Below are 20,576 nucleotides of genomic sequence, written 5' to 3'. Positions count from 1 at the left end.
TTATAATATCCTTTAGTATTTTATGCGCTGGCTCATTATCCACCCTCTATGCAGCATCCTATGACAATTAGCACATACTAGCATTAGATCATCCAACTTTGTTACGGTGCTTTCAGTTAGTTCGTAAAGTGGTGTGCGATGGTGGCATTCTATAAAACCATAGCCGATCTCTCCGTATGTCTTGAAGAAGTCGAAGGAGCATAGTTCACATTCAAGTTTGCCATGTAGCTTTAAAGCTTGTTGTTTCTTCTTTTTTACGAGCGTTGCATTTCTTTCCCTTGCGAGGTGATACCTATATAATACGGTACCCTCTGAACGTTCAAAATCGGAATCTTCAATATCTTCTCTGGCGTTGAGTATCTCTGCGTTGATGTCTGGATATTCGAGCGTGGCTTTGATGGCAGTGGCTAGTTTTCGCAGTAAATCCTTTTGATTCTTAAATTCTTGAAATACTTCCTTGTCTAATCTGCTGGTAGATGACATACCCTTACCTGTGTAAGAATCATCTAAAGCTAAAAAGTTGCTGAGTTTGAGACCCACACCATTAGGATTTCTGAATTTCTCATACTCCTCTTTATCACCATGAATAGGCAACTTGTTTAAAGTGTCCGATAAATCAATAATCAACGGATTTCTAGCATGTATTTGACCGGGCTCCAACTGAAAATATAGATCCAAAGCAAGAATAAGCTCATCACGTTGCCATTTAGGATTACGCTTCTTATCCATTGGATTTTTTTACTTTTTCTTCGAATTCTTTTAGCCAATCTGAATCCACAGCACTTACTGATGTTTCAATTATATCATCAGGGAGTGAGCTAGACAGCTTAAAAGTGAGCTCTGTCTTTCCGGTTTTTTCAACTCTTTCTATATAGTTCTTTAGCCGATTTTTGTCCCATTCGATTTTATAATTATCGTATTTTGCAGGCATGTCCTTAAGAAGTCCTTTTTTTGTGAAAGTAGAATCTTTAATATATTTCTTACTGAGTATAATAATTAAATAATCTATGGGGCTATCTTTACTATTTGCTTGACCTGTATTTTTCTTCTTAACACAATCATTTAATGTTACAAGTAGTTTCTCAATTTCAGATTTGTTTAAAATATTTACTAATAGATCTGAAGTTGTCAGTCCCAGTGCTTTTCTCACGGTGGTAACATCTTCTAGTAAAAGCGACTGTTCTCTATTCAGTAGAAACGTAAGTTTATTTAAAGGCCATCCAAACTTTTTATTTAGGCTGGATTTACTAAGATTGAGTTTAGAGATTATCTCTGTTATATTTTCAATAAATACCTCGGTTTCATCCATAATTAAGATTTTATTTTACTCGATATGTAATATTTGCATACATCGAATAAGTTGTGTATATTTGTGTCAATTAGTTAAGCGACTGTTGTAGGGGAAAGTAAATCTTCTACCTATACGATGTCTCTCTCGTTTGAAAAAACCGCCAAATTTGCCTGCGAGATGAGCGTGAGTTCGCCATAGTCTATTGGATTATTTATATCTTTGCAGATAAAATATATTCAATAGGGCGAACTTTGCGTAAGTCTTTTTCGGAGGCAAAGCAGGTAAATCTCGTGAAGATTATGCTGCGAGGGTTACTTGGCGGTTTCCCTCAACCGATTTAGCTGCAATGTTCGACCTATTGTTTTTTACTTTAGATCTACCTCATTTAGCTAGTTGAGTTGACATCGTTTTTATAAACTTTAAATGATTATGAGACGATTAGAAACCACTAAACAAAACCACCCAGACACGATCCAACATCGCAGTCATCGGTTTTCCCGCAAACTGCTTTTAAAGAACGTAATCCGTGCGCCAGAGTAAGCTTGATATTAAAGTAAACAGGAAAAGGGGCACCATGTAGTATTTTCTACTGTTTGTAGAATACTCCGTTCCGATACTCGGGACGAGGTGCAATGACGTTATAATTAAAAAACGCCATTACCTGCTTTCTGCTTACCGATCCTTTTACTGTGCATTACAATAAAAAAAGAAAGGCTTATCAGCATACTCTGAAACTAGACATTTTAAAGATAGCCATAAGTTTTCTTTGCTACAAATTTCTTTGTATTCAACATTGTAAATATAGTACAATATTTAGGGTCGGTAATTGTAATTTTTCTTTTGAAATGCCACGTTGCTAGCGTTTAAACCAATTATGATCTCGATAGGTGGCATTCAAAAATCAATTTGATTTTTGAATCTGCAATGTACTATTCATTGCATAATCCCTTAAAAAATGAACATTCTTTTAAAGGCTGGGAGAGGACTGCCCGTTTTGAAGCAGCATACCACAGCCACCAATAACCTTAAGATGGGCCAAGATGCCCAACGCATCAAGGAAAATGCGAATAATGAGCCACAACGAACAAGAGACGAGGCGTACTCTCAGATACTCTCATCGATGGCACGGAAGATAGATCGTATCGACTTCGATAGCTATTGCCCGAGTAGGGTCATTGAAAATTTCTGGACAAAATATAACTGGAACAAGGAGACGTTCAATCTATTTGATTTGATACTCGCTGCTAAAGGCACTATAGCGAAATCTGATGACGCAGATGCATTCTTAGACGACTTTGAGTACTTCATTATAGCGCAGTATACGATCTATTATATCAATTACGACTATGATATACTAGGCTTCTGCTACGTAGAGGAAGAACTGCGTAGTACAAAAGAAGGAGTGAGGCGCGGACTATTAACCCGATTGGTAGGTATACAAGGGAGGGGGATATAATGAGAGGTATATATATAATATTCTGTGTGTTGTTTAGTGGCACTTTGGCTTCTCCTGCCTTCGGGCAGGAGGCCAAAGGCCTTAACAAGATCAAGCCATTGAAGATAGGGGATACGATACCTGATAGTTTCAAAATTTTAAATGTAAGTAATTTTAAAACAGAGACTATTACTGCCCCTGATTTAAAAGGCAAATGGACTATTCTTGATTTTTGGAATACGACATGTGGCTCATGTATCGCTTCGTTTCCAAAACTACATCAGTTACAATCCGATTTTCACGACAAAATTCAGGTGATTTTATTAAATACCCATAAGGGAGATACAGAGCCTAGTCTTGCTAGGTTTCTAAAAAAGACAGAAACGAAATTGAGTCTTCCTTACGCTTTGGGCCAGGAGGAAGTCAAGTCCTACTTTCCACATCGGTTTATCCCTCACTGTGTATGGATAGATCCCACGGGAAAGATTGTGGCGATTACTACTTCTGAGCAGGTAAATGAAGATAATTTACAAATGTTGACATCAGGTTTTATCAGCTCACTACCCACCAAGAGGGACGATCTGTTCTTCGATGTCAATATGCCTTTATTAGTCCATGATAATGGAGGCGCTGATAGTCTTTTTGCTTTCCGCTCTTTATTGACTCCTTATTTAGATGGGATCGGGACAACAGTTGGGCGTAGAAATATGGCTGGAAATCGTAAGCGCATATTTGCTTTGAACCAGTCAATGTATCGATTGTTGCAGATGGCTTACCCTAGTATTCTGCCAAAACCTCGTAATAGAGTGATTATTGAAAGTGTGGATAGCCTTGATGTTGAGGCTAAATTAGAGGATCGCAGTTTAAAGAACAGTTTTTGTTATGAGCTGATCGTACCCAATACTATGCCAGAGCGTATTGAAAATTACCTTATGGAGGACATGGCAAGGTTCTTTGGTTTAAGGGTTAATGAAGCTAAGAGAATGATGCCATGTTATCGGATAGTAGCCGATGGATCGGTAAAGCCCTCTACTTCTGATATACCTATCGTACAGATTGGAGAGCATAAGAATCTGATGAAGCGAGTGCCTTTGTCTTTCGCTCTTGCGAAGCTCGATCATTTTTTTAAAACGCCTATTATCAATGAAACAGGCAAAGATCCCCTTGTAGACCTTGAGCTCCCAGAGGATATGAATGACGAGAAGGCATTGATTAGTAGTTTGAAAAATATTGGTTTGGGCGTGATGCTAGATACTATGGAAATAGATGTCGCCGTGATCTATACCACGAAGAAAGGAGGGGAGCATGCAAGTAATTAACATAAGGATATTAGCTCTATTGCTCTTTTTTCCGTTAGTGACTTATGCACAGAAGGAATTAAAAGGTGGGGTATTTGACGCCGATGGGAGAATACTCTCATCTGTTACGGTCACATTATCGAAGCAGGGCGATGTGGTGCGTACAGATAGCAAAGGGGATTTTAGGATAGTATCTTTACATACTGATGATACCCTTCGATTTACCCATATGGGGTTCACACCGTATGCTATGGCAGTATCCAAGTTTGGTAAAGGCAAGGAGATCATTACACTTACCCAGATTCAAACAGTCCTTGAAGAAGTAACTGTCCATACAGGATATCAATCCTTGCCAAAGGAACGTGCGACAGGTTCTTTTTCGGTAGTGGGAGAAGATAAACTTAACCTACAAACGAGTGGTAATATCTTAGAGAGGATCAAGGGGATGAGTAGTGGTTTACTCTTTGAAACCAACAAGATCGGGATGCTCAATCCAATTAAAATACGAGGAAATAGCACAATCAATGGCTCTCAAGATGTATTAATTATCTTGGATAATTTTCCGTATGAAGGTAAGATAGAAAATATCAATCCCAACGACATCGAATCGGTAACCATCTTAAAAGATGCAGCAGCAGCATCGATCTGGGGCGCGAGGGCTGGTAATGGAGTGATCGTATTAACATCTAAAAAAGGGAAGTACGATAGTCCGATAACAGTCAATACTACGGCCAATGTCTTGATCAAGGATAAGCCAGATCTGTTTTATCTCCCAAAAATATCATCGAGAGATTATATAGATGTAGAGCAGATGCTTTATAGAAATGGTTATTACGATTATGATATCTTTCTTAATCAATATACACATAGTGCGTTTTCACCTGCATTGGATATCTTCTTGTTAAAGAAGGATGGTTTGATCACCGAACAAGATTCCATAGATCGGATAGAACGACTTAAAGCTATTGACTCTCGATATGATTTAGATAAATATAACTATCGCAAGGCTGTGTCGCAGCAGTATGGTTTGTTTATTAAAGGTGGTAGTTCGAATGATGCCTATCTATTTGGTGTGAAGTATGATCGCGACTTGACGGAATTATCAAGTAAGGCTGATCGACTAAATCTTCGGTTAAACCATTCATGGAAGCTTACAGACAATTTGAGGTTAGCGTTGAATGGTCACTATATTAAAGCAACTTCGGTTTCAGGTAGATATACAGGTGAAAGTCTGAGGGTGTCTGGTCGTAGCGTGCCTTACCTGCAGTTGGCAGATGAAAATGGAGCACCTTTGCCTGTATATACATCTTTACGCGCTGGATATGTAGATACCATCGGAGGTGGGCGGTTGTTGGATTGGAGATTCTTTCCACTGACCGATTGGAACGATAATTTAGTCAAATCAACACGTAGCGAAATGTTAGGTAGCGTAGATCTGGGATATTCTCCTATTAAAGGTTTAAGTTTTAACGTCATCTATCAACAGCAGAGGCAGGTTGAGGATACAAGACATGTTCAGAATGTTGATGCATTTTATACCCGTAATTTGATTAATCAATATTCACAGATTTCTAAGGAAGGTAACCTAAAGTATATTATTCCAATAGGGGGTATACTTAACACGGATGCACAAATTCGAAATTCATATAATTTAAGAACTGTTGCTACTTATAACCGACAGAGACATATACATTCGGTATCAGCATTGGCTGGCTGGGATGTACAACATAGTGCTTTTAATGCATCAAGTGCTACAAAATATGGTTATCAAGACGACCCTATATCTGCTGTTAATTTGGACTATCTTAATCTATATCCACTAATGTCTGGTGGAGAAGGATTTATACCTGCTAATAATGGCGAGACTCGTAACGTAAATAGGTATGTATCGGTATATGCTAATGCTGCTTATACTTTACACGGTCGTTATACACTCTCTGCTAGCGCAAGAAGGGATGCAGCAAATATTTTTGGGCTAAGTACAAACGATCGATGGAAGCCCTTATGGTCTACTGGTCTTTCCTGGGATGTATCTAAAGAAAAGTTTTTTAACGCCACAGTCATCAATCAGCTCAAATTGAGAGCTACTTATGGACATAGTGGAAACATCAATCCTTTTAAAAGTGCTCGGCCTGTCATCAGCTTTTACAATCCTAATCCCCGATCCAATCATTACAGGGCTGGTCGTGTGACTACTCTAAACAATCCATCACTAAAATGGGAGCAAGTGGCTACAATGAATATAGGAGCAGATTTTGGACTGTTAGAGGGAGCGATCTCAGGCGCAATAGATTATTACCGTAAAAAATCTACCGATCTCTACGGTCTTAGTCCATACAACTACACAAATTGGGGCCTGTTAGCCACCGTAGAAAGAAATGTGGCTGGATTAGAGGGGGGCGGAATTGATATGGATATCAAATACAGAAGGAGCTTCGGTGAACTTAGATGGGAGACGGGGCTTTTGTTGAGTCACTATCGTGATCAAGTGACCGACTACTATTCGCCAGAAGGGATGGTGTTTAGGCCCACAGGTGGTGTGGTTATAGCTCCAATGGTAGGTAAACCCGCATTTTCGATATTGAGTTACAAGTTTGGAGGTTTAGATAAGGAGGGCAATCCACTGGGTTACTTAGATGGTCGCGAAAGTACAGATTACAACAGGATAATGAATATATCTCCTACAGATGTAGATTCATTGGTATACTCAGGGCAGGCCTCTCCATCAGTGTTTGGTAATTTTTCAAATGGCATAAGATATAGAGGTTGGTCATTAGATATTAATGTAGCGTACAAATTAAATTACTATTACAGAAGGTCATCCATTAGTTATGACCTCCTGTTTTCGCAGGGTATCGGTCATGGAGACTTTGCTAATCGTTGGCAACAACCAGGGGATGAGTTACAGACCAGTATACCATCGATGATCTATCCGAACAACCCTTTGCGAGACGCGTTCTACAATTCTTCAGAAGCTACGGCGGATAGAGCTGATCATATCCGACTTCAGTTTGTACGTATTGCTTATGAGGTGCCGCATCTTAATTTAGGCAGCACAAAGATTAAAGGACTACAGTTGTATATTAACGCGTCTGACCTCGGGATTTTGTGGAAAAAAACAAAATATAATCTAGATCCTGATTATCCGTCTAGTTTAAAGCCTGTCAGAACCTTTTCCATGGGATTTAGAGCATCATTATAAACCCTATAAGATAATAGAATTATGAACTCAATAATAAAGAATATTAGTCTAATCTGTAGTTGTATTGTAGGAATATTCCTGATGCTATCTTGCAGTGACTTTTTGGACGCAAAACAGAACTATTCCCAATCGGATGGTACTCAGTTGTCAGACCTTCAAGCTATATTGGACGATGCTGAATATATGAATAAAAGAAGTGCTTCGTTGCCCGAGGCTGCATCAGATGATTACTTTCTCCCAGAAAATAATTATAGTAAACTTACTCAGGTGGGAAAAGAAGCTTATCGATGGGAATTACGGAATTATACGTTTCCTAATGACTGGGCTAACCTCTATCTGCAGGTGTATAATGCCAATTTGTGTTTGGAAGGTTTGGATAAGATTGTAGATAAAAAGACAGACATAGGTATACGCAACCGTATTTATGGATCTGCTCACTTTTATCGTGGCTATGCATACCTTGCATTAGTAACGACATTCTGTAAAGCATATCGGGAAGAAGAAGCGTCTAATGATTTGGGAATCGTATTACGTGAGATATCGGATTTTAATGTGAATACTTCAAGGTCAAATTTGAAAGCTTCATACAAAAAGATTATAGACGATCTTAATATTGCGGTGGCTTATCTCAGTAATCGGGTGGAAATCCCTTTGAGACCTTCAAAGGCAGCAGCTTATGCCGCATTGGCACGTACATACCTATCTATGCGAAACTATCACCGAGCAGAGTTGTATGCGGATTCTGCATTAATGCTTCATAGTGAAGTAATGGATTTTAACGACCCGAATTTAAAGTTAGGGTCAAATCTACCTTTTGCTAACAAGTATAATCCCGAAGTGGTCTTTTATAGTGCCGTTGGTACTTATTCTATATCTACGGCACATCCTATGTATGCGCGTATAGAGAAGGAACTGTATGAAAGTTATGAAGCAAACGATCTCCGTAAGCAAGCTTATTTTTTGCCCTTGGCGGATGGATATCGCTTCAAAGGGATGTACAGCGAAAATACGAATTTTTGCTTTACGGGTATCACTACAGCTGAATTGTTATTTATAAAAGCGGAGTGTCGAGCAAGAGACAAGGATATCAAAGCTACTACAGATGCGATAAAGTTGATTTTGCAAAAAAGATATAAGAACGGAGTTTATAACTTGACTCAAGGCCTGAATCAAGACAATGTCTTATCTTGGGTACTACAGGAACGCAGAAAGGAATTGTTGATGCGGGGGATACGTTACAGTGATCTGAAACGATTAAATGTGGAAGGAGCAGAGATTAAGTTGTCAAGGTTTGTTGGGGGCATACAATATAGTTTGTTACCTAATGATGCTCGGTATGCACAACCTTTACCCGTTGATGCTGTACGGTTGGGAGGTTTAGAACAGAACCCGTATTGATAATAAGAAGAGGCTATCCTTGTCATAAAGGATAGCCTTACTTCCCAAGACTTATTAGTCTCTATTATCTATGTCTTCATAGATCGCTCCCGGTGTTGGTCTTGTGCCGTTAGCATCTGTAGTCATAGGTAATGTAGTTGTTGAATAATGCGTGTTCAATTTTGCTGGATCTATCTTAAGAACTCCACCAATAGTTGAAACCAGATTTGACGCGACTTCAATCACACACGCGTTGTTACTTTGGTAACCACAAGAAGCTGAAGGAGCGTAATCCCAATTGGCAGGATTAGCCTCGGCCCCCGGGCTCGAACTACCGTTGAACTGAAATCGTACAGTGGACTGTTTGGCTACAGCCTCAATGTTCTTCGAAGTGTTAAACGACATTAATGTCGCACTAGTTGATGCAATGACGATGGCTGCCAAGGCCATTGCATAATTTTTGATGTTTTTTAGCATGATGCTATAGTTTGTTGTTTGTGTTTCTTTCCTTTTTTTCCTCTGGAAAGATTAAGAGGGATTTGCTATCCGGATCTGTTGATCTTTTAGTACGGTGCCTCAATCAGTATCGGATGGATAGTCGGAAAGGTCTTTTGGCCGACACGCCCTGCACACAGTGGCCTAGCCACCGGGATTCGCTGTAAGGTTTGTTGCTATGGATTCTTTAAAAAACACGCTGGGCTGCAACAGGATCCGCATGTATATCTTTTTTACTATTACTCGTTTTTACATATAGCACATAACCTGTAATACTGATGGCTAAGAAAAATAGATTGAACCAGAGGTGATTTGTCCAGCCCATCTGAGGTATCGCCAGTCCGCAACTGCAGGGGGGCTTGCCCCATACCTTGAGTAGTACCAGTGCGATATACCCCGTGAAGAGTATGAGCTGTATGCTGGATAGAAGCAGCCCCACCTTGCGAAAGCGCTCGGTTACCAATAGGATTGCTGTGACCATCCCTAGAGCGGGCAGGCTATAGATCAATGTCCAGGCGACGGTGTAGCTTAATGGTTGCTGCAGGATCCCCGATTTAAAAGCTTCATAATAAATGAGCTTGTATAGACTGCTCGGTATCCACAGCGTCAGTAGCAGTACCACTAGGGTATTTAGTATGTAGGTGTTTGTTTTCATTTTCTTTTTGTTACGTAGTTAAGCAGCTATGTAGTTATGCGAGCCTGGCGTCTTCCGGTTTATCGGAATCCCGATTTTTCATCGGGGATTATCAAGTCTGTATAGTTATATAGTTATGAGGTTAAGAAGTTATGTCGAGCCATCCAGACCTAACGAAATACGCTGTAGATCCTCTAATGTCGGTGGATAGCCTACTGGAAGTTTTTCGTATACACTTAAGTAACCGATTACCTCATCGGGAGGTAGCTCATTTTGCCTTTCGGTTAGTACTTCTGATAATATATCGAGGTAGCTGTCATGACTATGGCGGCTCTTGAGATTGCTAAATCGAGCTATCAGCTCGCTTTCGACCCACAGGTCTTCCAGCTCGACATCGCGGTAGCGCCAGTCGTATCCCAGCGCACCGAAGGCTTGGAGTATGCGGGCGTATATAGCACTGAGATCGATATAGAGCAATACATCACTTCGTGCAGCTGTGATCCTTAACACACAGGGGTCTACAGTGTTAGCGAGGTCGATATCCATACCGAGTATATAGCTTTGCTCCTCCACATCAAAGGGGTCGATGATATACTGCATTGTCGCTTCATTGGGTTTAAAGAAGAGTCCGCTACCGCTCAGTTGGATTACGCCATGCTCGATCAGATAGACCAGCTCGGCAGAATAGTTATGATTGCTACCTGTCCGTGTCATGTAGTCTATTTCGTAGCGGCTCTTGCTGATGTATTGACGCATGATCGGGCCGAACCTACGCTCGTACGCACAGGCTACCGTATCATAGGTTTTGTACAGCGCCTCGCGCTCACCCTCGATCAGCTCAAAGGGGAAGTGGTAGGGGCTGTTGTTCCAGCCCTCGGGTGCCAGCTCGTGGATCAGTTCGTCGATCTCCCGATAGAGGAGCTCCAGCACCTGATACAGGATTTCGCTTTCTAGATATGTAGGTTCTCTTTTCATCTTTGAATTACACATATGGTATAATCCAAAGTTCTGCACTCGTTTTTTGAGTTTCTGTGCCCCTAAGGGGCGCAAAATTCTCTTTTTTTGATGGAGGGAAGTGAAACGAGGATTTATTGGTGGGCAAAGTATGTTGTCTGCTAAAAAATAGAGGCGGTAACTGTGGGATCTCAGCAGGGAGTGCAAATGAAATATCGAGTTTTAATTAACGCTTTGGCTTGCCTGTGGCATATAGGTAGGAGGCACGGCTGATAGTCCTTCGTGATATCCCCAATAGATCTTGTTGTTCGGTCTGGCTTAGTAAGCTGTATAGCTCGGGGAGTGTGTCGGCAAATTTGAGATAGGCCGATTGTGGATCCATGAGGGAATTCAGCTGCCGCAATCGGGCCAATTGCCGTTTCTTCTTGTTGGCTAGAGCATAGAGCATGCCATTGAGACTCGGGTCATCGATCATAAAGCGCCTGATGGCCTCGTAGTCGATAGTCAGCACCTCGCAGGGGCGTAGCGCCACAATTTCGCCAATGGATTGGGTACTGCTGTAAAGATGGTCGGTAGACATCAGGGCCATACCCGGAATCCCGACCGAAAGAATACGTCGCCTTAGTTGAGGGTATGTTTTGTCTTCATTTTCAATTTCATCTTCCTGCTCCGCGGAAGGCTTATTTTTTTTAGGAACCTTTACCAAAACTGTTTTTTGGACGATACGGCCTACCAAGCCACTGCATACATAGAATACCCGCTCTTCTTGCCATTCCGGATCATAGATACATTTGCCTCGACCATAAGTAGCAAAGTTGCTATACTTGGCGAGCCATTTTTGTTGATAAGGCTGGATCTCGGTATAGCGGCCCCAGTGGGCTGAAAATTGAGCAATGGCCATTCGTTCTTTTTTTGTCATGCGCTGATGATTTGGTCATACTTACAAAACCTGCGGCAATGCCCATGCTGCTAAGCACTACCACAGGTTTTACAGCAGATGGTGATACTTATCGGTAACCGACTAGAATTTGTAATCCTTCTTCTTCACGCGTTTCGGCCGAACCAAAGCTGTACGACTGTCGTTTTGAACTGAAGATGTAAACGTCCTTGTCCCGAAGTTCTTCTTTCTCTTCGTTGTTGGTTTTGGAAAAGGCTATACTCCGTCCGGCAGATAATTCCCGGGCAATGGCCTCGGCCAGCTTGGCTTTGAAGTTGGGCTCCATATGAGCAATCTGCGTACGCTGACTGGAACTGAGGTCAAAGCGCTCCTCCATCCATTGGTCAAAGTTGGTTTCCAATAATAACATAGACCCTGCAAGTTCTGCTGGACTTTGAGCTAATTCATTCGCCTGTACGAAGGCGCTACCTGATGCATTTAATGCTTGTTTCATAATTATTTATAATTTAAATGAATCACAAATAAAAGCCTTATGAGATAGGAAATAGAGAGAAAATCTCGATTTTTTGACCGTTTCACCAAATTGTGGAAAACTCGGGGATTTGGTTGCAGGATAAAGATATTTATTGATATTTAATCGATTGTATTTGGCTTCTCACCTTTTGTTTTTTATATTAGAGGTTAATTTGTTTTTTAACAAGAAACTAACCAACATTACCTACTTAACCTTTAACGATGATGAATGCCCTTGCTTTTGTTTTAAAATATGTTGTACGAGTTTTTATTGTAGCTTATTTGGTTACGACCAATTGGAGATTTCTGGATATCATGGACTACCTCACTGCACCAAAATTTTGGCCTTTATACTGGGCGACTTGTGTAGCGGTAGGGATTTATATGATAATCATAGAGGCCGTATATTGTGTGTTGGTATTGAATCATAGTAAAAGAACAGGCGGGATACCGCGTTGCAAAAGAAAAATTGTATTTTTCTTGACAGGGATTACCATAGTCACAACTATCAATTTGATATTCTTATACTTCATTTTTTCTACAGCAGAGCATAGTTTTATTTCAGCCAGGTATTGGCGTAGTGGATTTGTCTTTTTTCTCCTCCTGTTTATTGCCTATGAAGCTTGGGTCTGGTATAAACCAAGGACGACATGGGGATTTTGGGTGATGGAGCGCTGGGTCACCAAAGTGGTTCATGGGATAGAACAGAAGGTAGCGCCATCATCCGCTACGTACCTGGAGCAAGCCGTCGCAGAGGATGAAATGACTATTACAGAGGATGAAGTAGAAGCTGAAATTGAAGAAAGTACGGAACGAACACAGCTCTTTATAGAAGAGGTTTCTGTTCTACTTATGGAAATTTTATTCATAATTTCCCAACGGGAGGGGGTATACATCTACTTGCGTTCAGGACAGTGTCTCTTTACGGAAGCCAAATTGGCTATGCTTTTTAAAGAGGAGCAGTTAACTTGGTTTTCGGAGTATCGAAAAGGAGCTAGGGTGTCTTTGGCGCACCTGGTATCGGCACTCAATGAAGATGGTATACTCGATTTGAATAAGCACGATCTAAAGGTATTTCGTGAGATATGGACAAAATCGGCTATAGAGCTTCATGGCTTTTTGGCGCCAAGCCCGGTATACGTCGACAGAATAAAACAGCAGATTGAAAATAAACAACAGTTGGATAAGGTATTGTTGAGTAATAGTATCCAGCTAAAATCCGTAATTCAAACCTAATAATCCCTGTGTCTTAGAGCGATGAGCTCCGCATGCTGCAGATGCGAAACAAATCATCGACATGGAAACAAAAAATGAAAAACAACAGAATAACAACCAATGCGCTTGTGTACAGGTGATAGATTGTACGCATACCACACATACTAGTAATCAATTACGATGCAGCCGGGAGTACGACTGCCTCACATCGGTACTGCAAGGCATGGCAGCTCCCCTATACGATCGCTTTGACCAGTTGCTGGATACGGCGTTGCAAATGCTGGAATTGTTGGAGGGGAGGATAGATCCACCTATTGAACTGAATGAACAACTTATCGATGCCTTAGAACTTAAATGTTTACTTAAGGTAGGGGATACTAAATTCGCTACAATGAAAAAACTATTCAAAACATACGAGGTCGATAAAAAACCGTACTACCTGAAGCACGAAGTCTTGGAAACTATAAGACGCTATGAAGTTATTTCAAATATCAACAACACTAATTCTTAATAGGCACTAGGCAGTTCCTACGTCTTGTTAGGAACTGCTTTTTACCCTTTATAAATCCCCTCCTGAACTAAGGTTGAACTAGCCTATAACTAGCCTAAGCACAAGAAACAACTAGCAAACAACTAAGAATGAACTACCAACTGTTCATATTCCTTCATAATCATTCGTAATCCTTCATAATCATTCGCAGCTGCTTGTAAGCCATTGTTTTATGAGAAATAGGGTGAATCTTTGTTTCGTTATGCTCGACGGAAGGCGCCCCGGATAGCTTGACAACAAATAGATTTTTAAACGTCAATTAAAATTTAAAAAAATGGCAAAATCAAAAGACAACGTCGTGATGCAGGGTGCATCAGGAAGGATCGGAAGAAACCTCGTGTTTCGTCAACGAGGCGATCAAACAATTATCGCGAAGACACCGCGTATAACTACGGATAGGGTAATGACAGCAAAGCAGATTGCTGTGCAGCACAAGTTTTACGATGCTACCCAGTACGCAAAGAGTGTCATGCTGGACGAAGATCTGAAAGCAGAGTACAAAGCCAAAGCTAACGTCAATCAATCGGCTTACAACGTAGCGTTCAAAGATTATTTTACCGATCCTGAAGTACGTCGCGTAGACGATAGAGCTTATGAGGGGGAGGTTGGTGACAAGATCAGCTTCCATGTTAAGGATGTCATGGTGCTCCGATCGCTAAGCGTAGAGATTTTGGATAGCGAGGATGCTGTCATTGAATCCGGTGCGGCAGTGCTGAAAGATAGATCGGATAGCGAATGGATTTATACAACGACTATGCAGAACCTGGATTTTATGGATGCTAAGTACCGCGTCACGATGGTTGACAAACCGAACAAAGTAGTCACGGTGACCAGAAGCTTCGCTGAATATCAAGGGTAGGGTGTAGATGAAGTGAAAGAGTGACGAAGTAACAAAGCTTACTCGTCACTCATCACTCGTCACTCATATCTCAATACTCAAATCTCAATACTAAAAAAATGACAACACTTTCAAATCAATTACCTGCTTCATATCCAGGATGGAAGCGAGGATATAATATTATCTTTTCAAATATTAAATTTTACTTATTCAAACGATTAGTTTTGATAACCTTATTATTTACTTTAATAGGTAAAGTCTTAATCTTCGTAGATCCCGCAGCGGGTACACTCGATATCGGCATCCTCACAGTAGCGCTATTTGGCTTACTGGTTGGTGTCGCCGCGATACTGTGCAGTCTCTGGTTGCAGGAGCTCCTGTGGCAGCCTTTTAAAACATTCCGCAAGGGATTTCTTTCACATTTTAATCAATTAACATCATGGCAACAATGTATTCTTTATTTCTCGGTTTTCTTTTTAATGTTATATGCCTGCCTTTGGGTAATGGGGATAGTGTTGTAAAGCCTGTTTTTCAAGATGTTTTTATCTCTTCCAATACCCATCCGTCATTTTCCATGACGAGGACTTCATTTTTTTCCTTGATGAAAAAAACGAAGCAAAAAAAATCAAGACTTGGGCAATACGACGCTAAATACTTTTTGACAGATCTAAACATCTCGGAGCCGTTACGCTTCGCTACACTTCATCGATCTGTTTTTAACGACCTGCAAGAAGTATTCTTAACGCTGTATGGCCCTAGGTCGTTTTATCGGGATAGTGCTAGTAGGTCAGCGTATTTAGATAATCCTAGTAGCCCCTTACAATCGGGATTAATGTCGCCTGTGAAGATTCTGACAATAGCAATGGGAGGCACTAACGTACAGTCAGAATGTTCGAGCGACAAGGCTTGGACACTTGGCCGATACCAAGTGTCACGCCCGTCTGGCATGGAAGACAAAAGAAGCTTAGTTATAGCTATTGCTTCAAATGAGTTAGGCGTAAAAGAAGCCACTGGCCATAACGACGGTGCTCGCGTTGAACAATACCTCCGCTATACAAACCTAGGCCCTGGCTATGAATGGTGTGCTGCATTTCTCTCGTGGTGCTATGGACAGGCCGGCCTTTTACAACCCCGTAACCCTTGGAGCCCGGCTCTATTCCCTAAGGCGAGGAGCTACAACGATACCGATAAGATAAAGCCAGCCGATCTCTTCGGCATCTACAGCGCCAAGCTAAAGCGGATCCATCACGTCGGGCTGATCAAAGAAAAGCAGGGATCGTACATACGGACTATCGAAGGCAATAGCAATGATAGGGTAGAATCCCGCAGAAGACATCAGCGGACGGTGTATAGCTATGCGGAGTGGGTGGATAGAAGTTAACGTCATTCCGATTGAAGCGTAGCGGAACAGAGGAACCCCGAAGGGCTCATCGTAGATAATCTACAAACTGTATAGGGTTAATATATAGCTTCTAGATCTCTCCACTTCGGTCGAGAGGACGACGTAGTTTGTAAACCGAGCTTGCGAGCTCACCTTAGGTAATCTGTCATTGGTAGCGTAGCGCATCGAAGTCGAACGGGTCTATGTACTATACAAAAATACACACTAAAAGAATTTGAAAATGAACAAGATGATAAGCTTTTTGCTCCTCATAATACAGTTCGGATGCAAAGTAAACAAGGAAAAAAGCGAACTGCGGCATACTGCTCGTCAGTCTCAAAGCAGACTGGAGACCAGTACCTCATGGGGGCAGCTCAATAGTCAGGACAGCAGCTACCGCTATTGGCACTACAAGGGAGATAGCAGCTTCTTCTTTCATCCCGATCTCGGTCTTTGGAGCCGCTCGGGCCAGATAGCCTATGGCGAACAGCGCGCGTTAAAGCGACAAGCTTCAACAGTAGATCATAGCTACGACAGTATCGGTATGGAAAATAACAAGACAGAGAGTATGACGAGCAGCAAGACTTCCAGTACGCCATTTCCGCGGAGCGTATGGCTATTGATAATCATTCCTCTAGCATTGTTAATATACAGGCAGTGCTGGCGGAAGAGGTAGCATACTTTGGCGAACTCGGGGTATGTTGGGCTTTACTTTTATTTTATCGCAACCGTGGTTACAGTAATGCGGATTGCGCTATTCTTTAAAATAAAAACAGCCCCGAGAGAATCAGGGCTGTTTTGGTTCGTAAAGTAATTATCTATTTTATTAGTTTTTCGATTTCTTCATCGACCTTCTCTCCTCTAAGGTTTTTGGCAATGATGACGCCTTGACGATCGACCAGCACATTTTGAGGAATGGCCGTAATGCCGTAACGGACAGCAATTTCGCTCTTGAATCCTTTAAGATCGCCTACCTGAATCCAAGGCATGCCGTCTGCTTTGACTGCATGGAGCCAGTTTTCTTTCGTGTCGTCCAGGGAGATGCCGACAATATCGAATCCCCGATCCTTTAGTTTATTATAAGCTTTTAATAAATGCGGATTCTCGGCACGACAAGGCACACACCAAGATGCCCAAAAATCGACCAATACATATTTTCCTTTTAAGGAAGAAAGGCTGAATGGGTTGCCATGCTGATCGGGCAGGGTAAAGTCCATGCTTTTTCCAATGGACAGTTGCTTGGCTTTGTCGTACTTTTGGGTCAGGAGCTGCCCGGTGTAGCTGGCAAGAACGCGTGGACTGAGTGCCTTATAGTACGGATCAAACACAACAGGATCGATAACCATGGTCTTATTGTCATTGACTGCATCTAAAGCTACCCAGGAGTCGGGGTGGCCGAAGATAAAAGCATCCAGCTGGCTTTCGATCTCCTGGTATACAGGTGCAATTTTTTTCTGTATATCGGCCATGCCCGTACTGTCTTTTTTTGACCGGGCATCCATAAATTCACGGGCCAGCTTTTGGTATACTTTGTGGGGCTTGCCTACCATTTCCTCATATTGAAGATGGTCCGATTGTGCCTGCGTACCCTTTATCTGGGCGGTGGCCATGCTGGTATCACCTTGGATCGTGTACTTTCCTTTCTCCAGGTAAAACTGCTGGTAGTCATTGATTGCGGGCTGCCCTTTAGCGGTGGGTATAAAAGAGATATAAGCTCTATTGCCATACGCCGTGGTGCCTTGATAGTTTAACCGGCCTTTCTTTAGGGCTAGCGTGTCTTGGCGTTCTTTCCCATTTTGATCTTTATAACGGAGTACAACGGCCTTATTGTTCACTTTTTTGTCCCATTGGCCCTGAAGGATAAATTTATCTTGTGCGAGACTCTGCTGACCTACACCGAGTAAGGTCAGGGCTAGCGTCGCTGCGCTTATGTGTTTTGTGATGGGTAACATACTGTTGCTATTTTAAGTGGGAAGAAATAAGTTCGGTGAGCTGTTCGCCCCGAAGATTTTTGGCTACGATAACGCCTTGTGGATTAACTAAAAAATTCTGCGGTACGGACTGTATGTCATACAGAGAGACCAGATCGCTTTTCCAGCCTTTGAGATCGCTCACATGGATCCAGGGAAGCTTGTCCGTTTCTACAGCATGAGCCCAGGCTTCTTTGTTCTGATCCAAAGAAACGCCCACGATTTCAAAGTTCTTGTCTTTGAGGGTAGCATAGGCTTGTACGAGATGTGGGTTTTCGGCACGGCAAGGACCACACCAGGAAGCCCAAAAATCGACCAGTACATATTTGCCCTTTAAATCACTGAGTTTAAATGTTCCGCCTTCGAGTTTGGTCTGCGTAAAGTCTGTCGCTGCTACCCCCGTCTGTCTGCGTTTTGCAGCTTCTATTTTGGCATATGCCTGTTGTCCCAAAGCCGATTCTTTTAATGATTTCGAAAACCTATGGTATAAAGGCTCGGCTACTACTGGATCAAATTTGCTGTCCAATACGTGGAGATAATAGGTTTCTAGCCCGATGTAATCATTAAGATGCTGCTCGGCAAAGTCCCAGCGTAGTTGTTTGATTTGGGCAACGGTCTGACGAACGGTGTCGCCAGCCCGTTGGCGGATTTCTAAAGGATCATCTTTGGTGTACCTATTTTGTATGGCAATAATATTGTTGGTTAAAGGTCGAAGCTCACGCTCCAATTGACGCATCGCAGCATCAGAAGCTGAACCTGTTAAACTCGCATTTTTAATCGAACCGTTGGCTTCTAACTTCATTTTACTGTTTTCTAAATAAAAAGTGTAGCTGTCTCGGTTATTTGCGGAGGGTGCATCCTGACGGTTCAGTACCAGCAAAGCAGACTGTGGGTGCTCCACCTTTCCATTCAGTTGGAACTTTCCACCTTTTACCAAGGCAGAATCTGTATTTTGATATTTGCCATCGACAACGGTAGCTAAGTATATTTTTGATCCGTCAGGAATATCATTTATGCGTCCCTGAATTTGGTATTTTTCTTGTCCCAATACCAATACCGGGCATAGGAGTAATAGTGTTATTATCTTGTTCATAGCATTACTGATTAAGGATTGTCTTGAATAGTGGGATTTTCGCTGCGTACTTTGGGTGAAAACTTGAATACCATGCGCTCAGGACGAAGTTGATACGTTTCTTTTTCCAAACCGTCTGCACCGTATACCCTATGGGTGTACGGTACCGCAGGGTAGATAGGGTCTATAGATGTACGACGCATATCGAACCAACGGTAACCGCACATGGCAAACTCCCGGATACGCTCTTGCATGATAAATTGCAGGAGCTGTAGTTTGTCATCGGCCACACTTGTCGGTACAGGGGCTTCTGCCGCCGGCATTCGGTGCTTGCGTAGGTATAGTAGGTCTTCTTTTGCACCGCCGAAATCACCTAATTGTGCTTTTGTCTCGGCCAGCAAAAGATATAGCTCCGGTACACGCATACCGATATTATTGGTGGTGGTGCCGGTACGTTTATACCAGGTCTTGCCGTCGATTACCTGAGACACATACAACTTCTTAAAGCGGGCATCATTAGGCTGGAATAGCGCTGCCGCCTCTTCCGTAAGCCATAATAGCTTTTGATTAAGGGAGATGTGGATGTTGGTCATGTTCTTGGCATAAACATTTTCCGTATCGTTGACTATCGTCGGAAGACTCGTTAGATTGGCCGTGTTATAATCCAGCAAAGCGGTGGTAATAAGAGATTTGCTCAAATTACCGATAGACTCGATCAAGAGTGGTTTGGCCTCTTCGTAGCGCCCCATAAATACATATACTTTGGCCAGAATGGCTTGAGCAGTGGCTTTGGACACACGGATACGGTGCTGCACCCCCTCGTGCGTGAGGTTAGGGATGGCGGTATTAAGATCCTGTACAATCTGGTCGTATACCTGCTGCACGGTGGCTCTGGTATAGTTCTGACCGTTGATATCGGCCTCTAGGATAAGGGGAAAGCCGAGGTCGGTTGCAGCCGTACTTGCTTGGTAGGGCTTACCATAATAATTGATCAACAGAAAGTTTGTCCAAGCTCTCCCAGTAAGGGCTTCGGCCTGTAGTGACTTCTTGGCGGCATCAGTACCTTCGGTAGAATTTAAAACTTCATTGATCACCTTGTTATAAATATAGAGGGCCTTTACCGGCGAGAGGGTCTCATTAGCGTCTTCATCTGCATTGTAAAGATCGCCCTCCCATTTGAATACCTGTTTGTCTTTGTAGGTTATCAGGTTCCACTGGGGCTCAAAGGCCACGACTTCGTCTCCCATCAATACCTGGTTGTTGGACGTCGAGTTGATCAGATCCAAATTGTTGAGCAAAAGATCGTAATCGGTAGTCTTGGTAGCGATGACACGTCCTTTTGGCAGGATTTCTAAAAAGGATTTTTTGCAGGAACTGACTGTAAAGGCAGTACTTGCTAAGATCAATAATCCACCTATATATGTTTTATACTGTTTCTTTATCATGGTTATAC

Annotated in this window: 20 protein-coding genes; 10 read left to right on the top strand and 10 right to left on the bottom strand. The window is 42.1% G+C overall.

Going from position 1 to position 20,576, the window contains the following annotated elements:
* Nucleotides 1-12: 12 nt before the first annotated feature.
* Together B5X76_RS01660 and B5X76_RS01655 are read right to left on the bottom strand one after the other, a co-directional pair.
* The gene (locus B5X76_RS01660) at nucleotides 13-729 is read right to left on the bottom strand and encodes an HNH endonuclease (RefSeq protein WP_079640690.1); all 717 of its coding nucleotides are present in this window, start codon (nucleotides 727-729) and stop codon (nucleotides 13-15) included.
* On the bottom strand, nucleotides 722-1,309 hold the full coding sequence (locus B5X76_RS01655) for a hypothetical protein (protein ID WP_079640689.1): 588 nt from the start codon (nucleotides 1,307-1,309) through the stop codon (nucleotides 722-724). The genes B5X76_RS01660 and B5X76_RS01655 overlap by 8 nt, the downstream gene beginning before the upstream one ends.
* A 937-nt stretch (nucleotides 1,310-2,246) precedes the next feature.
* Here B5X76_RS01655 and B5X76_RS01650 point away from each other — a divergent pair.
* From B5X76_RS01650 to B5X76_RS01635, 4 genes are read left to right on the top strand one after another with little or no spacing between them, the layout of a single operon-like run.
* Nucleotides 2,247-2,747 carry a hypothetical protein gene (locus B5X76_RS01650; RefSeq protein WP_079640688.1) on the top strand — a complete coding sequence of 167 codons (501 nt, stop codon included), beginning with the start codon at nucleotides 2,247-2,249 and terminating at the stop codon, nucleotides 2,745-2,747.
* A complete protein-coding gene (locus B5X76_RS01645; RefSeq protein WP_079640687.1) occupies nucleotides 2,747-4,045 on the top strand; it encodes a TlpA family protein disulfide reductase in 1,299 nt (432 codons plus the stop codon). Before B5X76_RS01650 ends, B5X76_RS01645 begins: the two co-directional genes overlap by 1 nt.
* A complete protein-coding gene (locus tag B5X76_RS01640) occupies nucleotides 4,032-7,226 on the top strand; it encodes a SusC/RagA family TonB-linked outer membrane protein (protein ID WP_079640686.1) in 3,195 nt (1,064 codons plus the stop codon). Before B5X76_RS01645 ends, B5X76_RS01640 begins: the two co-directional genes overlap by 14 nt.
* 21 nt (nucleotides 7,227-7,247) lie before the next feature.
* Nucleotides 7,248-8,624, top strand: a complete 1,377-nt coding sequence (locus B5X76_RS01635) for a RagB/SusD family nutrient uptake outer membrane protein (protein ID WP_079640685.1) — start codon at nucleotides 7,248-7,250, stop codon at nucleotides 8,622-8,624.
* Between the two features lie 54 nt (nucleotides 8,625-8,678).
* Here the strand turns inward: B5X76_RS01635 and B5X76_RS01630 are convergent, their stop codons facing one another.
* The 5 genes from B5X76_RS01630 to B5X76_RS01610 all read right to left on the bottom strand — a co-directional run bounded on the left by B5X76_RS01630 (nucleotide 8,679) and on the right by B5X76_RS01610 (nucleotide 12,077).
* Nucleotides 8,679-9,080 (bottom strand): hypothetical protein, encoded by a 402-nt coding sequence (locus tag B5X76_RS01630; protein ID WP_079640684.1) that lies wholly within the window; start codon nucleotides 9,078-9,080, stop codon nucleotides 8,679-8,681.
* A gap of 205 nt (nucleotides 9,081-9,285) precedes the next feature.
* The gene (locus B5X76_RS01625; protein ID WP_079640683.1) at nucleotides 9,286-9,753 is read right to left on the bottom strand and encodes a MauE/DoxX family redox-associated membrane protein; all 468 of its coding nucleotides are present in this window, start codon (nucleotides 9,751-9,753) and stop codon (nucleotides 9,286-9,288) included.
* Between the two features lie 129 nt (nucleotides 9,754-9,882).
* A complete protein-coding gene (locus B5X76_RS01620) occupies nucleotides 9,883-10,707 on the bottom strand; it encodes a hypothetical protein (protein WP_079640682.1) in 825 nt (274 codons plus the stop codon).
* A 205-nt stretch (nucleotides 10,708-10,912) separates the two neighbouring features.
* On the bottom strand, nucleotides 10,913-11,605 hold the full coding sequence (locus tag B5X76_RS01615; protein ID WP_079640681.1) for a Crp/Fnr family transcriptional regulator: 693 nt from the start codon (nucleotides 11,603-11,605) through the stop codon (nucleotides 10,913-10,915).
* A gap of 88 nt (nucleotides 11,606-11,693) precedes the next feature.
* On the bottom strand, nucleotides 11,694-12,077 hold the full coding sequence (locus tag B5X76_RS01610) for a hypothetical protein (RefSeq protein ID WP_079640680.1): 384 nt from the start codon (nucleotides 12,075-12,077) through the stop codon (nucleotides 11,694-11,696).
* 242 nt (nucleotides 12,078-12,319) lie between these two features.
* Between B5X76_RS01610 and B5X76_RS01605 the strand changes: the two genes are divergently transcribed.
* The 6 genes from B5X76_RS01605 (at nucleotide 12,320) to B5X76_RS01585 (ending at nucleotide 16,757) form a co-directional block, all read left to right on the top strand.
* On the top strand, nucleotides 12,320-13,333 hold the full coding sequence (locus B5X76_RS01605; protein WP_079640679.1) for a hypothetical protein: 1,014 nt from the start codon (nucleotides 12,320-12,322) through the stop codon (nucleotides 13,331-13,333).
* 61 nt (nucleotides 13,334-13,394) lie between these two features.
* Complete coding sequence (locus B5X76_RS21595; protein WP_139375170.1) at nucleotides 13,395-13,823, top strand: hypothetical protein; 429 nt, start codon at nucleotides 13,395-13,397, stop codon at nucleotides 13,821-13,823.
* 313 nt (nucleotides 13,824-14,136) lie between these two features.
* Complete coding sequence (locus B5X76_RS01595; protein ID WP_079640677.1) at nucleotides 14,137-14,721, top strand: hypothetical protein; 585 nt, start codon at nucleotides 14,137-14,139, stop codon at nucleotides 14,719-14,721.
* 98 nt (nucleotides 14,722-14,819) lie between these two features.
* A complete protein-coding gene (locus B5X76_RS21590; protein ID WP_139375169.1) occupies nucleotides 14,820-15,221 on the top strand; it encodes a hypothetical protein in 402 nt (133 codons plus the stop codon).
* A gap of 80 nt (nucleotides 15,222-15,301) precedes the next feature.
* The gene (locus B5X76_RS22210) at nucleotides 15,302-16,081 is read left to right on the top strand and encodes a C40 family peptidase (protein WP_245800899.1); all 780 of its coding nucleotides are present in this window, start codon (nucleotides 15,302-15,304) and stop codon (nucleotides 16,079-16,081) included.
* Between the two features lie 241 nt (nucleotides 16,082-16,322).
* Nucleotides 16,323-16,757: a hypothetical protein gene (locus B5X76_RS01585; RefSeq protein WP_079640676.1), complete on the top strand. Its 435-nt coding sequence runs from the start codon at nucleotides 16,323-16,325 to the stop codon at nucleotides 16,755-16,757.
* Nucleotides 16,758-16,899: 142 nt separating this feature from the next.
* Here the strand turns inward: B5X76_RS01585 and B5X76_RS01580 are convergent, their stop codons facing one another.
* The 3 genes from B5X76_RS01580 to B5X76_RS01570 are packed head-to-tail and all read right to left on the bottom strand — an operon-like array spanning nucleotide 16,900 to nucleotide 20,568.
* The gene (locus B5X76_RS01580) at nucleotides 16,900-18,033 is read right to left on the bottom strand and encodes a TlpA disulfide reductase family protein (RefSeq protein ID WP_079640675.1); all 1,134 of its coding nucleotides are present in this window, start codon (nucleotides 18,031-18,033) and stop codon (nucleotides 16,900-16,902) included.
* Nucleotides 18,034-18,040: 7 nt separating this feature from the next.
* On the bottom strand, nucleotides 18,041-19,144 hold the full coding sequence (locus B5X76_RS01575; protein WP_079640674.1) for a TlpA disulfide reductase family protein: 1,104 nt from the start codon (nucleotides 19,142-19,144) through the stop codon (nucleotides 18,041-18,043).
* Nucleotides 19,145-19,155: 11 nt separating this feature from the next.
* Nucleotides 19,156-20,568: a RagB/SusD family nutrient uptake outer membrane protein gene (locus tag B5X76_RS01570; protein ID WP_079640673.1), complete on the bottom strand. Its 1,413-nt coding sequence runs from the start codon at nucleotides 20,566-20,568 to the stop codon at nucleotides 19,156-19,158.
* Nucleotides 20,569-20,576: the final 8 nt, after the last annotated feature.

Origin of the sequence: Sphingobacterium nematocida (genome assembly GCF_900168125.1) — a bacterium.
GTDB lineage: Bacteria > Bacteroidota > Bacteroidia > Sphingobacteriales > Sphingobacteriaceae > Sphingobacterium > Sphingobacterium nematocida.
This window is presented reverse-complemented; position numbering and strand designations above follow the sequence as displayed.

Coding starts and splice junctions, on each gene's coding strand:
- B5X76_RS01615 (WP_079640681.1), bottom strand. CDS start 11,605: ATGACAAAAAAAGAACGAATGGCCATTGCTCAATTTTCAGCCCACTGG.
- B5X76_RS01575 (WP_079640674.1), bottom strand. CDS start 19,144: ATGAACAAGATAATAACACTATTACTCCTATGCCCGGTATTGGTATTG.
- B5X76_RS01570 (WP_079640673.1), bottom strand. CDS start 20,568: ATGATAAAGAAACAGTATAAAACATATATAGGTGGATTATTGATCTTA.
- B5X76_RS01580 (WP_079640675.1), bottom strand. CDS start 18,033: ATGTTACCCATCACAAAACACATAAGCGCAGCGACGCTAGCCCTGACC.
- B5X76_RS01610 (WP_079640680.1), bottom strand. CDS start 12,077: ATGAAACAAGCATTAAATGCATCAGGTAGCGCCTTCGTACAGGCGAAT.
- B5X76_RS22210 (WP_245800899.1), top strand. CDS start 15,302: ATGAAAAAAACGAAGCAAAAAAAATCAAGACTTGGGCAATACGACGCT.
- B5X76_RS01595 (WP_079640677.1), top strand. CDS start 14,137: ATGGCAAAATCAAAAGACAACGTCGTGATGCAGGGTGCATCAGGAAGG.
- B5X76_RS01635 (WP_079640685.1), top strand. CDS start 7,248: ATGAACTCAATAATAAAGAATATTAGTCTAATCTGTAGTTGTATTGTA.
- B5X76_RS01655 (WP_079640689.1), bottom strand. CDS start 1,309: ATGGATGAAACCGAGGTATTTATTGAAAATATAACAGAGATAATCTCT.
- B5X76_RS01650 (WP_079640688.1), top strand. CDS start 2,247: ATGAACATTCTTTTAAAGGCTGGGAGAGGACTGCCCGTTTTGAAGCAG.
- B5X76_RS01660 (WP_079640690.1), bottom strand. CDS start 729: ATGGATAAGAAGCGTAATCCTAAATGGCAACGTGATGAGCTTATTCTT.
- B5X76_RS01585 (WP_079640676.1), top strand. CDS start 16,323: ATGAACAAGATGATAAGCTTTTTGCTCCTCATAATACAGTTCGGATGC.
- B5X76_RS01645 (WP_079640687.1), top strand. CDS start 2,747: ATGAGAGGTATATATATAATATTCTGTGTGTTGTTTAGTGGCACTTTG.
- B5X76_RS01625 (WP_079640683.1), bottom strand. CDS start 9,753: ATGAAAACAAACACCTACATACTAAATACCCTAGTGGTACTGCTACTG.
- B5X76_RS01640 (WP_079640686.1), top strand. CDS start 4,032: ATGCAAGTAATTAACATAAGGATATTAGCTCTATTGCTCTTTTTTCCG.
- B5X76_RS01620 (WP_079640682.1), bottom strand. CDS start 10,707: ATGAAAAGAGAACCTACATATCTAGAAAGCGAAATCCTGTATCAGGTG.
- B5X76_RS01605 (WP_079640679.1), top strand. CDS start 12,320: ATGATGAATGCCCTTGCTTTTGTTTTAAAATATGTTGTACGAGTTTTT.
- B5X76_RS01630 (WP_079640684.1), bottom strand. CDS start 9,080: ATGCTAAAAAACATCAAAAATTATGCAATGGCCTTGGCAGCCATCGTC.
- B5X76_RS21595 (WP_139375170.1), top strand. CDS start 13,395: ATGGAAACAAAAAATGAAAAACAACAGAATAACAACCAATGCGCTTGT.
- B5X76_RS21590 (WP_139375169.1), top strand. CDS start 14,820: ATGACAACACTTTCAAATCAATTACCTGCTTCATATCCAGGATGGAAG.